The sequence below is a fragment of the Campylobacter sp. CNRCH_2014_0184h genome, assembly GCF_025772985.1.
GTDB lineage: Bacteria > Campylobacterota > Campylobacteria > Campylobacterales > Campylobacteraceae > Campylobacter_D.
Genome location: NZ_JAKMTB010000003.1, coordinates 100,216 through 114,180, shown reverse-complemented (window position 1 = coordinate 114,180; position 13,965 = coordinate 100,216). Strand labels below are relative to the sequence as shown.

The 13,965-nt window shown below is 32.2% G+C and carries 13 protein-coding genes; 2 read left to right on the top strand and 11 right to left on the bottom strand.

Annotation, left to right across the window (positions count from 1 at the left end):
• Position 1 precedes the first annotated feature (1 nt).
• A complete protein-coding gene (locus L8X36_RS04070) occupies positions 2-1,216 on the bottom strand; it encodes a beta-ketoacyl-ACP synthase II (RefSeq protein ID WP_039627924.1) in 1,215 nt (404 codons plus the stop codon).
• A gap of 28 nt (positions 1,217-1,244) precedes the next feature.
• Positions 1,245-1,478 carry an acyl carrier protein gene (acpP, locus tag L8X36_RS04065; protein WP_039617517.1) on the bottom strand — a complete coding sequence of 78 codons (234 nt, stop codon included), beginning with the start codon at positions 1,476-1,478 and terminating at the stop codon, positions 1,245-1,247.
• A 145-nt stretch (positions 1,479-1,623) separates the two neighbouring features.
• Between acpP and tenA the strand changes: the two genes are divergently transcribed.
• Positions 1,624-2,289 (top strand): thiaminase II, encoded by a 666-nt coding sequence (gene tenA, locus L8X36_RS04060; protein ID WP_263682653.1) that lies wholly within the window; start codon positions 1,624-1,626, stop codon positions 2,287-2,289.
• A 15-nt stretch (positions 2,290-2,304) separates the two neighbouring features.
• Here the strand turns inward: tenA and feoB are convergent, their stop codons facing one another.
• From feoB to L8X36_RS04025, 7 genes are all read right to left on the bottom strand, one after another.
• Positions 2,305-4,329, bottom strand: coding sequence for a ferrous iron transport protein B (gene feoB, locus L8X36_RS04055; RefSeq protein WP_263682652.1), 2,025 nt, complete (start codon positions 4,327-4,329; stop codon positions 2,305-2,307).
• Entirely contained in the window at positions 4,329-4,556 is a 228-nt protein-coding gene (locus L8X36_RS04050) for a FeoA family protein (protein ID WP_039625344.1), read from the bottom strand. The genes feoB and L8X36_RS04050 overlap by 1 nt, the downstream gene beginning before the upstream one ends.
• 93 nt (positions 4,557-4,649) lie before the next feature.
• Positions 4,650-5,990: an MmgE/PrpD family protein gene (locus tag L8X36_RS04045; RefSeq protein WP_263682650.1), complete on the bottom strand. Its 1,341-nt coding sequence runs from the start codon at positions 5,988-5,990 to the stop codon at positions 4,650-4,652.
• A 6-nt stretch (positions 5,991-5,996) separates the two neighbouring features.
• A complete protein-coding gene (gene purB, locus L8X36_RS04040) occupies positions 5,997-7,361 on the bottom strand; it encodes an adenylosuccinate lyase (RefSeq protein ID WP_263682648.1) in 1,365 nt (454 codons plus the stop codon).
• Between the two features lie 3 nt (positions 7,362-7,364).
• Positions 7,365-8,534: a cystathionine beta-lyase gene (metC, locus tag L8X36_RS04035; RefSeq protein WP_263682646.1), complete on the bottom strand. Its 1,170-nt coding sequence runs from the start codon at positions 8,532-8,534 to the stop codon at positions 7,365-7,367.
• Between the two features lie 13 nt (positions 8,535-8,547).
• The gene (gene dcuC / locus L8X36_RS04030) at positions 8,548-9,987 is read right to left on the bottom strand and encodes a C4-dicarboxylate transporter DcuC (protein WP_263682644.1); all 1,440 of its coding nucleotides are present in this window, start codon (positions 9,985-9,987) and stop codon (positions 8,548-8,550) included.
• Positions 9,988-9,990: 3 nt separating this feature from the next.
• Positions 9,991-10,353 carry a Rid family detoxifying hydrolase gene (locus L8X36_RS04025; protein ID WP_012661024.1) on the bottom strand — a complete coding sequence of 121 codons (363 nt, stop codon included), beginning with the start codon at positions 10,351-10,353 and terminating at the stop codon, positions 9,991-9,993.
• 167 nt (positions 10,354-10,520) lie between these two features.
• On the opposite strand from L8X36_RS04025, the gene L8X36_RS04020 reads away from it, so the two are divergent.
• Positions 10,521-11,195 (top strand): YheO-like PAS sensor domain-containing protein, encoded by a 675-nt coding sequence (locus tag L8X36_RS04020; RefSeq protein ID WP_039617503.1) that lies wholly within the window; start codon positions 10,521-10,523, stop codon positions 11,193-11,195.
• Between the two features lies 1 nt (position 11,196).
• On the opposite strand, the gene L8X36_RS04015 is transcribed toward L8X36_RS04020, so the two are convergent.
• Entirely contained in the window at positions 11,197-12,528 is a 1,332-nt protein-coding gene (locus L8X36_RS04015; protein WP_263682642.1) for an anaerobic C4-dicarboxylate transporter family protein, read from the bottom strand.
• Positions 12,528-13,931, bottom strand: coding sequence for an argininosuccinate lyase (argH, locus tag L8X36_RS04010; protein WP_263682641.1), 1,404 nt, complete (start codon positions 13,929-13,931; stop codon positions 12,528-12,530). Before argH ends, L8X36_RS04015 begins: the two co-directional genes overlap by 1 nt.
• Positions 13,932-13,965 lie beyond the last annotated feature (34 nt).

The window sequence follows — 13,965 nt, the reverse complement described above, 5'->3', positions numbered from 1 at the left end:
ATTAATCTACTTTTTTGAAAATCACACAACCATTTGTTCCACCAAAACCAAAAGAATTGCTCATTACAACATTAACTTCGCTTTTTCTTGCAGTATTTGGTATATAGTCAAGATCACAGTTTTCATCTGCTACGATTTGATTGATAGTTGGCGGTAATATACCTTGATCAAGTGCCATTAAAGAAATAACAGCTTCAATAGCACCAGCAGCACCTAAGCAATGTCCTGTTTGACCTTTTGTAGAACTAACTAAAGGAATTTGATCTTTAAAAAGTTCTTTAATAGCTGCTGTTTCATTTTTATCATTTACCGGAGTAGAAGTTCCGTGCGCATTAATATAATCTACTTTTGGATTTCCTGCCATTTTTAAAGCTTTTTTCATAGCACGCAATGGCCCTTCTAAAGTAGGCGAAGTGATATGATGTGCGTCCGCACTTTCGCCAAAACCTACTAACTCAGCATAAATTTTAGCTCCACGCTTTTTAGCAGCCTCATACTCTTCAAACACTAAAGCACCAGCACCCTCACCCATTACAAAACCATCTCTTTCTTTGTCAAATGGTCTTGAAGCCTTAGCTGGATCATCATTTCTAGTAGAAAGAGCTTTCATAGCAGCAAAGCCACCTATACCCACAGCACAAATAGCTGCTTCAGCGCCTACTACAAGCATTTTATCTGCATTGCCTAAAGCTATGCTTTTATAAGCTTCGCCTATAGCATGGGTTCCTGCTGCACAAGCAGTTACGCATGAGATATTTGGTCCTTGCAATCCATGCTCGATTGAAATAATCCCACCAAGCATATTAACCAAAGCTGATGGTATGAAAAAAGGAGTTATTTTGCGTGGTCCACGTTGTGCACAAGTAACAGAATTTTTTTCTATATTTGGTAAACCACCTATACCAGCTGCTGAAACTACACCAAATTCTTCTTTGTTTAAAGTTTCATCAAATTTAGCATCTTCCATAGCTTCTCTTGCTGCTTTAATACCAAGTTGTATAAAACGATCTATTTTTTTAACCTCTTTAGCATCACAAACACTTAAAGGATCAAAATTTTTTACTTCAGCAGCAATTTGCACTGGAAAATCAGTGGTATCAAAAAGAGTGATTTTATCAACGCCACTTTTACCATCACAAATCGCTTTAAATGAGCTATCTTTGTCTAAGCCAAGGGCATTGATCATTCCTATACCTGTTACTACAACGCGTTTCAAACCGCACTCCTTATTTTAAAAATTAAAATTATTTTTGAAGATTTTCTATATAATTAACAACATCTTCGATTTTTACTAGTTTTTCAGCATCACTGTCTGGAATTTCTACATCAAATTTTTCTTCTAAAGCCATAACTAATTCAACAACATCCAAAGAGTCAGCACCTAAATCTTCAATGATTTTAGATTCCATTTTAACTGCATCTTCATCAACACTAAGTTGCTCAACAACTACTTTTTTTACATCATCAAAAATTGCCATTTTTATCTCCTAGTTTAAAAAATTAAACCACATTTTACAATAAAAAAATAAATTTCTTGTTTAAAAAGTTAAAAATTAAAGATTATTACGAAAAATTTAATTATCTGTGTTTAAATAAAAGCTTAATTTTTAACAAAGGAAATTAATGCTTTTAGATAGACTTATAAAAGAAAATAAAAAAACTTGGGATCAATACATCCATCATGAATTTGTAAAAAAACTTCAAAATGGCACTTTAGAAAAAGATGTATTTTTATTTTATCTTAAACAAGATTATATCTTTTTAAACAATTACGCAAAATGCTATGCCCTGCTTGCTTTAAATGCAAATAATGCTAAAGAAATTCAATTTGCCATTAAAAATCAAAACTACACTTTAGAAGGAGAATTGGAACTTCATAGAAGTATTTTAAAGCTAGGTATTGATGTAGAAAAACTAGACTATAAAGATGAAAGTTTAACCAATATTGCTTATACAAGGTACTTACTAAGTGTGGGACAAAATGGAGATTATTTAGATATGCTATGTGCTTTGAGTGCTTGTGCTATAGGCTATGCATATATAGGAGAAGAAATTTATAAAGGACTTGATAAACAAAACTTAGAAAATCATCCTTACAAAGAGTGGATTTTAACCTATGCGGGAAAAGAATTTCAAGATGAAATTAAAGAATTTAAAGATTTTTTTAATTCTTATGCAAATAGCATTAGCGAAGAAAAATTTAAAAAATTAAACGAAATTTTTTATACTACTGTAAGACTTGAAACAGCCTTTTGGCAACATTCTTTAGAGCAAAAAATGGAAATTTAATCATCATAAAGATGATTAAATTATCAATTTAGCAATATTAATCCCTACAAAAGCAACCAAATACGCACATAAAGATGTAAATATAAAAAGATACCATGCATATTTTTTATTTCCTGCTTCTTTAGCAAAAACTATGGTTGCTGCAAAGCAAGGATTATAAATCATAACAAAAAGTATAAAAGCTACTGCTGTATTAAAAGGGATGTTTTCTTTTATGGCTTCTTGTAAATTTAAACTTGTCTCATCAACTTCATCACCTAAAGAATAAAGCACACCCATAGTAGAAATCATCACTTCTTTAGCAGCTAAACCACTTACCAAAGATACACTAAGTTTCCAATCAAAGCCAAGTGGTGCAAAAATAGGTTCTATTGCTTTACCAAATTGTCCAAGATAACTATTTTCTATCTGAAGTTCTTGAGTTAAAGCATTTTGAGTATTATTTTCTTGTGCAGGAAAATTACTCGCAAACCAAATAAGCAAAGAAGCTATCAAAATAAATGTTCCTGCTTTTTTTAAATACATTTTGGCTTTATTTAACACCATAAACCATACCAAATTCCAATTTGGCATTCTATATTTTGGCATTTCCATTACAAAAGGTTCATCTTGTCCCCTAAAAGCACTCATTCTTAAAATTTTAGCTGCAATCAAACCCAAAAACGCACCTAGAAGATAAATCCCAAAAAGATAATTTCCCGCCACATCAGCAGGAAAAAACACTCCAACAAAAAGCACATACACAGGAAGCCTTGCACCACAACTCATAAAATTAATAATAAAAAGAGTTAATAGTCTATCTTTTTTATTTTTTAAAGTTCTTGTAGCCATAAATGCAGGTACTGAGCAACCAAAACCCGTGATTAAAGGAATAAAACTTTTACCATGTAAGCCAAATTTATATAAAATTCCATCTAGCAAAAATGCAACCCTAGCCATATATCCAGTTGTTTCAAGCAAGGCTATACCAAAAAACAAAATCATAATATTTGGTAAAAAAGTTATAACCGCACCAACCCCACCTAAAACACCATCAGCTAAGGCTGAAGCGATAAATTCATTGCTAATATTATTTTTTACCATATCACCTAAATTAGCAAAAAACATTTCTATATAATCCATAGGAATTTGCCCTAAAGTAAAGGTTAGTTGAAATAAAGCCCACATAAAAAACAAAAATATAGGAATTCCTAAAAATTTATTAATTAAAATAGAATCTATTTCTTTGGTATGATTTTTATACTTAACGCCCTTACTTAAAACCTTAGCACATATACCATTTGCAAAAGCAATTAGCTCTTCTTTAAAAATACTTTCCATATCTTTGCTATTATATGCCATATAAATTTTTTCTAAAGCCTCATCAAGTATTTTTCTCAAAGCGTGTGAAATGACTATATTAGCTTCATTTTTAAGTAAAGCAAGTGCTAAATCTTTTGTAGAAAAATCTAAATATGTAATTTCATTTTGATTTAAAACTTCACTTATTTTTGCAAGTTCTTCTTCTATGATATCGCTATAAACACGCTCTTTAGCTTCAAATTTAGCTTCATGGGTTGAAATGATTAAATCCAAAAGTGCATTTAAATTTTCTTTAGTTTTAGCGCACACGCCAAGACAAGGTGTATTTAGAAGTTGGGATAAAATTTTAAAATCTATACTAAAACCCTCATTTTTAGCTTCATCTTGCATATTTAAAGCCATAATCATTTTGATTTTAGCTTCTATTAAAGATGCGCTCAAAATCAAATTACGCTCTAAATTTGTAGAATCAAGCACATTTACTACAAGATCAAATTCACCTTTTTTTAAAAAATCTTTTGTAATTTTTTCTTCTTCGCTATAACCATCTAATGCATAAGTTCCTGGTAAATCTATAAATTTAAACTCATAATTTTTATAAACTAATCTAGCCTCAGCTTTTTCAACCGTAACACCGCTAAAATTGCCAACTTTCATATTAGCTTTGCAAAGTGCATTAATTAATAAACTTTTACCAACATTTGGCTGACCTACTAAAGCAACAATGATTTCTTTCATTAAAACTCTTTTGAAATTTGTATTATTTTTGCTTCACTTGAGCGTAAAATCACGCAAGTTGTATCAAGTTCTACCATGATAGTAGAATTTGCTATAGAAGAGCGAATTTTTTTAACTTTTTTGTTTTTTGCAAAACCAAAACTAAAAAGTCTTGCTTGGAGTTGTTTGTCTGCTTCAAAGCCTACTATAATAGCTTCTTCATTATCTTTTAATGTATCTAAAGTCATGTTTTTCCTTACAAAAACTAAGATAAAACATTATATAAAAAATTAAATTAATTTATTTTTTAAAATAATAAGCAATCTCAAAAAATGAGATTGCTAGAAATCAAAATCATTTAGATTTTCTAAATTTTGAAGCTTTTTGACTAATTCCTCAGCCTTTTCTAAAGAAAGTGCTATACTAGCATTAGAAAGAAATTTATCTTTTAATTCATCAAAACTTAAAGGATTATCAAAATTTCCTTTATTAATCAGTACATCTTTTTTAATTACTCTTCCATCATTTAAAACAGCTTCTAAATGTCCTGGAAAGTATTTAGGGAAACCACTAGATTTTTTCTTTTCATAGCTAATTTTTTTAGCAAATTCTATTAGTTCAGCTCTATTTAAATTTTCATAAGATTTTAAAGTGATCTTACCATCAAAAAATGCCAAAGCCATTAAAAAAGGCATGGAAAATTTAGCAGCATAAGCACTTTGTGGAGTGTATTTTGCTTCTATTGGATCACAGATAAATGAAATTGGCACCTCATCTACAAAACAATGCAAACTTTTGATATCTTGTGCTTTTAAGCCATCATTTCTTAAACTCATAGCACAATCAATAAGCCCATGTGCAAAATGACAGCTTGGATAAGGTTTTAACGAAACTTGCATTACTTGCCAAATTTCATTCAAGCCCTTACAAAGTTCATTTTTATCACACTCATCTTCTAAGCCAAAAGTTCTAAAGATATTATCCCTTCCTTCAAATATACTCAAAGGACCACTCATATTAGCTTTTGCAAAATTTGCTACTAAAATTCCATTTTTCAAAGCATTAGCTATGTGTAAAACTTTAGAATTAGAACCATTAGATAAAAACTCATTTACCCCACTTGCAAAACTTCCTGCTAAACCTAGTGCATTGATGATTTGTTCTTTGTTTAAATCAAGTAAAACACAACTTGCAGCTACACTACCAAAAATTCCTGCTATAGCTGTAGTATGAAAGCCGCGTTTATGGAAACTTCCTTTGCTTGCTATACCCACTCTAGCAGCAATTTCCCAACCAACAATAAAGGCTTTTAAAACTTTTTTCCCATCTTTACTTACGCTAAATCCATAAGTTAAACAAAGTGGAGTTAAAATAGCGCTAGCGTGCAAAATAGCTTCAGTATGAGTATCATCAAAATCAAGGGCATGTGCTGCAATAGCATTTACCATCGCAGCATAAATTACATCAAGCTTTTTATCCCCACTCCAAATTTTTTTACTAGGATTTACGCTTAAAGTTTCAAAAGCCTTAGTTGCATTTAAAACACAAGCTTCATTTTTAGCAGCTAGAGCTGTTCCTAGTGCATCAAGCATAAGATCTTTTGCTCTTTGCTTTACTTCACTAGGAATAGCTTCATAGTCTAAATTTACGATAAATTCGGCTAGTTTTTCACTTAAATACATTTTTTCCTACTTTAGAATTGGCGCATTAGCGATTTTTTCTAAGAACTCATCAACTAATTTTGGTGCATAACCTACATAAGTTGTAGCATCCATTAAAACATCAATATCTTTTTCACTTAAAACCTTGCTCACACGCTCATCTTCGAGTAAAACTTCTTTGAAAGTTTTATGATTTTCTATGCCTCTCATAGCATCTTCATAAACAATTTCATGCGCATGTTGCTTACCATAATGATCACTCAAAGCAAACATCACACGTTCTGCTAATACAAAGCCATTAAGCGTATCAAGATTTTTTAGCATTTTGTCTTTTTTAACTTCTAAATCATCAAAGACAAATTTCATATTTGCTAATACCACTGAAAGCATTAAAAACGCTTCTGGCAAAAGCTTCCATTCCATTTTCCAAACTTGACCATCTCTTTCATGCTCATGTCTTTCTATATCGCTTAAAATTGCAATATTAGCTCTTAGGGCATTACTTACAGTCACTGCGTTTTCACTTACTGCAGGATTTCTTTTATGAGGCATAGTAGAACTTCCTACTTGACCTTTTCCAAAAGGCTCAGCAATTTCATCAATTTCATTATGAGCTAAGATTAAAAGCTGATGTGCGATTTTGTTAAAGGTTGCATTGATATTACCTAAAACATAACCAAGCTCAATAAAACGATCTCTTGCTGGCTGCCATGAGATATCAGGAACTTCTAAACCTAAGCTTTCTAAAGTAAGTTTTTCTACTTCATTAGCTTTGTCACTTAAACTTGCTTTAGTTCCCACTGCACCTACGATTAATCCCACATATAATCTTTTTTCAAGCTCAATAATTCTTTCATAGTGGCGATTAAGCTCACTAAGCCAAATTGCAACTTTGTGTCCAAAAGTTATAGGTAAAGCTTGCAAAGCTAAGGTTCTTCCCATCATCGCAGTGTTTTTATGCTCTTTTGCGATTTTTGCTAAATTTTTAGCTATATCTTTTAAATCTTGCTTGATTAAAGCCATAGCTTCTTTAAATTGTAAAACTATACCTGTATCAATGATATCTTGTGTTGTTACACCAAAATGTACATATTCACCAAGACCATTTTCACAAGCTTTTTCCAAACCACGCACAGTAGGCACTAAAGGGTGTTTAGTCTTTTTAAACTCAGCAAAAATAAAATCCATATCCATAAATTTATAATGCGCTTTTTTAGCTATTTCTATAGCTGCTTCATTAGGGATAATGCCAAGTTTTGCTTGGGCTTTTGCCAAAGCAGCTTCTACATCAAGCCATTTTTGAATTCTATTTTCTTCACTAAAAATAGCTCTCATTGCAGGGGTACTCCAAGAATCTTGAAGCAACCTCATATCAAATACACTCACACCCATGTTTTATCCTTTAAAATTTATTTTTTCAAATGCTTGTTTTAAATCAGCAATCAAATCCTTACTATCTTCAAGACCTATATGAAATCTCACAAAAGGCCCTCTAGCACTCCAATCTGTTGCCGTTCTTGGTGGAGTAGTAACAGTAGCTAAACTCTCATATCCACCCCAGCTTGCACCGATTGAAAAATACTCTAAATTATCTACAAACTCAATGGCTTGTTCTTTTGAAATACCATCTGCAAATTCAATCGTTACCATACCATTAGCACCTTTATGATCGCGCATAAAAACTTCATGGTTTGGATGGGTTTTTAATTTTGGATAAAAAATTGTTTTAACTTCTTTTCTACTTTGTAAAAACTCTACTACCTCATCTGCACTTTTTTCATGAGCTTTCATTCTTACATCTAAAGTTCTCATACCACGAAGCACTAAATAAGCATCATCAGGACTTGTAGTAAATCCTAAAGCTTCTGGCAATTTGTCAAAATTTTTCCATTCTTTTTCATTAATTACCACTATACCCATAGTAACATCTGAATGCCCACTTAAGTACTTAGTTGCGGCAATCACTGAAATATCCACGCCAAGCTCAAGCGGATTTAAAAAATACCCGCTTGAATAAGTATTATCAATCGCTACTGGTATGTTATGTTTGTGTGCAATTTCACAAAGTTTTGGCAAGTCTATGATTTCATAAAGTATAGAACCTGGGCTTTCACAAAGGATTAATTTTGTGTTTGGTTTGATTTTTTCTTCTACATCAGAAGCATCAGCTTTTAAAAAGTCAATTTCTACACCCATTTTAGTTAAAAATAAATCACAAATTGTTCTAACAGGTCCATAAATAGCATCAGTGATTAAAAAATGAGCATCTTTGCTAGCATAATTTAAAAGCACCATAGCTAGCGCTGCAAGTCCTGTTGGGAAAAGTTGCGCTCTATGGCCTCCTTCAAGTGCACAAATTAGTTTTTCAAGTTCAAAATTTGTAGCTGTTCCTCTAGCGCCATAACTTAAAACACGATCTGTTTTTCTTAGCTCGCGGTATTTTTGCCAAGTTGCATGATCTTTAAAAAGTATAGTTGATGCACGCATTAGGGTTGGATTAACTGATCTTACTTCAGCATTTTGATCGCCTCTTCCTAGATGGATTAATTTAGTTTTGTTGTTCATTTTGTACTCCTTTTTATAGATAAATATAAGTCATAATCACATTAACAATAGCAGCTACAAGCATAGGAATAGCCGTTCTTTTTACAACTTGTAATGGATTTACTTTAGCCATAGCTGAAATCGCCAAAATAGCAGGTGCAATAGGTGAAACACATCTACCAAAACCTGTCATGATTTGAATAGGTGCTATCATAGCTATGGTATCAACGCCAAAAGATTTTGCTATATTTGGGATAAGTGGCGCAAAAGAGAAAAATGCTGCATTTCCTGAACCCATTAAAAATGCACATACAGCAAGCAAAATAGAAACTGCTATAATAATAGCAAGCACTCCAAAACCTGCATCTTTTGCAAAACCTATTAAAGTATCCACAAAGCCAACTGATAAAAGTCCGCTTGCAAAAACTTGTCCACAAACGATCAAAGAAACTGTGATTACAAACAAATGTCCCATACCTTTGAAAAATACCATGATAGAATTTAAAGTATCAATCAAACTTCTATAACGAATGATTTCAAAAATAATCGCTATAAAGGTTGAAATCATCATAGCAACTGGTACATTCATTCTAATAGCAGTAGATGAAGCTGCTTTAACCTCTTCCATAGTGGTAAGCCCCATTAGCACCATAATGCTATCTAATACACTACTAAAGCCCAAAATTAACACTAAAGGTATAATAGGTAAAATCGCATAAATTCTAGGTGGCTTTTTAAGCTCTTCACTTTTGCCATCATGTTCTGCTAATTCTTTTTCAACATCATCGCGGTTAAATGTGAAATTTTCTTTTTTATCAAAATATTTTGAGCAAAAATAAATCGCAATACCTACTGCTATGATAATAGGCACAGTTGTAGGAAGCTGATAATGCACAAAATATACCGCAGGATCAATTTCAGCTGTTTTTGCGGCCAAAATAACATTACCACTACCTGGGCCATGGTCAATGTATTGACAAATAGCAATAATTGAAAGTGCAGAAAGTTTAGAAACACCTGAGCGCACTAAAATAGGATACATTGTAACCATAAGCAAAAGTGCTAAACCTGCATGTGAAGGTATAAAAAGCACTAAAAACTGGATTACAAAATATGAAACTAGCAATAAAATATAAGGTGATTTTACTGCCTTTAAAGGTCTTTCAAATACTTTAAATAAAGCATAACTTGCACCCACATGATCCATATAAGCAGAAAATCCTGCTATACACATCAAAGTAAGTCCAAGACCTGCTAAAGTACTTGACATTTTGGTATTTACTACTTGGAAAATATCAAAAAGACCTAAATGTAAAGATTGCTTTTCACTAATAATAGGAGAAAGTCCAAAAATTCCTGCTAAAGCTAGCAAGAATAAACCACTTAAAAGCAACGCCATATGAGCGTTGATTTTTTTATAGAGCATAAATACAAGTAAAAATACAGAACATCCTGCAAAAAATAAACCCAACATGCTCTATCCTTTATGAGCAATAACCTCTATCTCCACTTTAGCACCCTTAGGAAGATCTTTTACCGCAAAAGCACTTCTTGCAGGATATGGAGCTGCGAAAAATTCAGAATAAACCTCATTGAAAGCCACAAAATCATCAATATTTGCTAAAAAGCAAGTTGTTTTAACTACATTATTAAAATAAAGATTATTTTCTTCTAATATAGCCTTAATATTTAACAATGATTGTCTTGTTTGTTCTTTTACATCTTCACTTTCTATATTTCCACTTTCTGGATTAATAGGAAGTTGTCCTGAAATAAATAACAAACCATTAGCTTCTCTATAAGCTGAATATGGTCCTATAGCCTTTGGATAATTTGCCATGTATACTCCTTGTGTTTAAATGAAATCATAATATAATATTATCATCATAATAATAAATTGTCAATATTTTTTTATCATAATAATAATTTTTTTTATTGTTATAATTATTAACAACTTTGATGAAAATATTATGTAAAATAACAAAAAACAACAAAAAGGTCTAGATCATGGATGAGCAACAAAAAGAATTATTTATCAAACTTACTCAGTTTTTAGGACAGGTGCTTGGGGATCAATATGAAATAGTTTTTCATGTGATTGCACCTGAGGGTTCATATATTGCAGCCATTGCAAATAACCACATTAGTGGAAGAACCATTAATTCTCCATTAACTTCTTTTGCAAGTGAGCTTGTACAAGAAAAAGAGTATTTAAACAAAGATTTTTTATGTGATTATAAAGCAAAGGTTGGAAAGTCTAAGATCGTTACTGGATCAACTTTTTTCATTAAAAATCAAAATAAAATCGTGGGAATTTTATGTATAAATCACGATACCACAGAGCTTAGAAATGCTATTAGCAAAATCATAGAACTTGAAAAAATCAATGATTTTAGTGATTTGTTAGATATTCATAATCAAAACAATGTAAATTTACACAATGTGAGTAATATAGAAACACTTAGCCATTCTATAGAAGATATTTTAGCTGAAAACATAGACTTAAAATATTTAAATTCAGGATATAGCTTAAGCACTGAGCAAAAAGATGAGATTATTAAAAAGCTTCATTCAAAAGGAATTTTTAACATCAAAGGAAGCATACCTATAGTTGCTAAGTCGCTTAATATATCAGAACCTAGTGTCTATAGGTATTTACAAAAACTTAAAAACAATCTCTAAGCTAAAATACAAGCTTAGAGATAAAATAACCTGCAATAGTCGCACTAATAATCAAAACAAAACCTGGTCTTAAATAAGAGTGATTGATCACGAATTTACCTATTTTTGTTGTGCCTGTTCTATCAAAAGCCACACATGCTATTTGATTAGCTCCTGGCACTATAAAATCTCCACTCACACAAGGATAAAGCACAATAAGAATTTGAGGAGGAATTCCCAAACTCACACCCAAAGGCATCAAAGCAGCCACTGTTGCTGAAGGAGAAAAAATCACCATAGAAAAGGCAAATAAAGCCACCCCAAATAAATACGGATAATCCTCTACAATATGCGATAAAGAATCACTAAATAAAGGCTTATAAGTTTCAAAAAATGTTCCTGTCATCCAAGCTATACCAAAAACCCCTACAACTCCTATAAGTCCTGATCTAAATACCGAAGCTTCACCAAGCTTATTAGCAGGAACTTTAGCAAAAAGCATAATCAAACAAGCCGTTGCAAGCATGATCATTTGGATTAAATTTGGAGTAGAAAGTCTTTCTATTTTACCATTTGCAAGCTCATAATGAGGCAATAAATTCGTAAAAGTTCCAAAGAAAATAATAGTTAAAATCCCTAAAGCAAAAATATACAAAGACCTTCTAGCCATAGGATCATGTTCGCTATCTTTATTTTGCAAATCTTCACTTAAAAAATGATATTCTCCTGCTCTTACTCTTTTTTGAAATTCCTCATCTTGCTCAAGCTCTTTTCCTCTTTTTAAAACACTCAAACAAGCAAGAAACACACCTATAAAAAAGGCTGGCAAACTTACCATTAAAATTTGCACTATTGTTGTACCACTAAAAGCTAAAACAGCCACCATAGCAGCAGTAGCTGCACTCATAGGTGAAGCTATAACACCAATACCTGCTGCTACAACTGAAACCGAAAGCGCTCTTTCGGGGCGAATTTTAGCATCAGCTGCCACTTCAGCAATCACTGGATAAATAGAAAAAGCCACATAAGTAGTACCGCAAAAAATCGTAAAAGCAGAGCTAATCAAAGGTCCCATAAAAACAATAGCTTGAGGTTTTTTCTTTAGAATTTTCTCTGCTATTTTTACTAGTAAATCAAGCCCACCTGCGCTTTGTAAAACACTCACACAAGTAATCACAGCAAGTATAATAAACACAACACTCACAGGAAGTGAAGCTGGTTGCATACCAAAGACCAAAACCAAAATACACATACCAAGCCCACCTGCAACCCCAAGTCCTATACCGCCATATCTACCACCTATGGCTATCATAGAAAAAATGATGAAAAATTCTAATATAAAAATAACATCCATTAATCTTGTGCCTTATATTGCTCCAAAAGCTCTTTTGCATGTTTAATTTGCTCTAATACCACTTTAGTTCCTGTACCACCATAAGATACTCTTGCGTCTATACAAGTTTCTAAAGCAATTGCCTCATAAATATCTTCTTGGATATTTTCATTAAATTGATGAAATTCCTCCATGCTAAGTTCTTCAAGCATTTTGTTATGTTTAATACAATAATTCACAGCCCCGCCAACTATACTATGAGCTTCTCTAAATGGTATATTTTTTCTTACTAAATAATCAGCCATATCCGTAGCATTTGAAAAGCCTTTTGCAGCTGCTGCTCTTGTATTATTAGCATTTACTTGCATTTTTTCTATCATAGGAGTTATAATTTTCAAACTTGCCATTAGAGTATCCATAGAATCATAAACTTGAGCCTTATCTTCACTCATGTCAGTATTATAAGCTAGTGGAATACCTTTCATAATAGTTAGCATTGCCATAACATTGCCATACATTCTACCTGTCTTACCACGCATTTTTTCAGCCACATCAGGATTTTTCTTTTGAGGCATTATGCTTGAGCCGGTACAAAAATCATCACTTAATTCTATAAATTTAAAATCTTGACTTGAAAAAAGTATAAGCTCTTCACAAAAACGACTAAGGTGCATAAAGCACATTGCAGCCACAGAAGTAAATTCAACCATATGATCTCTATCACTAACGCTATCAATGCTATTTTCTGTTGGTTTTGCAAAACCTAGTTCTTTGGCACAAAAATGTCTGTCTATATTAAATGTGGTTCCACCAAGCGCAGCTGCTCCTAAAGGACACTCATCCATTCTTTTATATAAATCTTCAAAACGAGAATAATCCCTACTTAACATCCAAAAATATGCCATAATCCAATGTGAAAAAAGCACCGGTTGACCAGTTTGTAAATGTGTATAACCTGGCATAATAGCTTTGATATTTTTTTGAGCTTGATTTATAATCTCTTCTTGCAAAGCAATAATTTGATTTAAAATTTCTTTTATAATGGCTCTCATATGCATTTTTGAATCAAGCGTAGTTTGATCATTTCTACTTCTTGCAGTGTGAAGCTTTCCACCTACTGGGCCTACAATTTGCGTCATTCTTTTTTCTACAGCCATATGAATATCCTCATCAGCTATATCAAAAACAAAGGTTCCATTTTGAATTTCTTCTCTAACTTGTTCTAAACCCTTGATGATAGTTTTTGCTTCATCTTCTTTTATAATGCCTTGTTTTGCAAGCATAGTGCAATGAATTATACTTCCTTGTATATCAAAAGGAGCAAGTCTTGGCTCAACTAATAATGAAGCAGTGTATTCTTCAACTAATTTATTTGTAGGCAAATCAAAACGTCCACCCCATAATTTCTCTGCTTTTTGTGACATATTTATCCTTCTATTTACAAATAAAAGGATAATT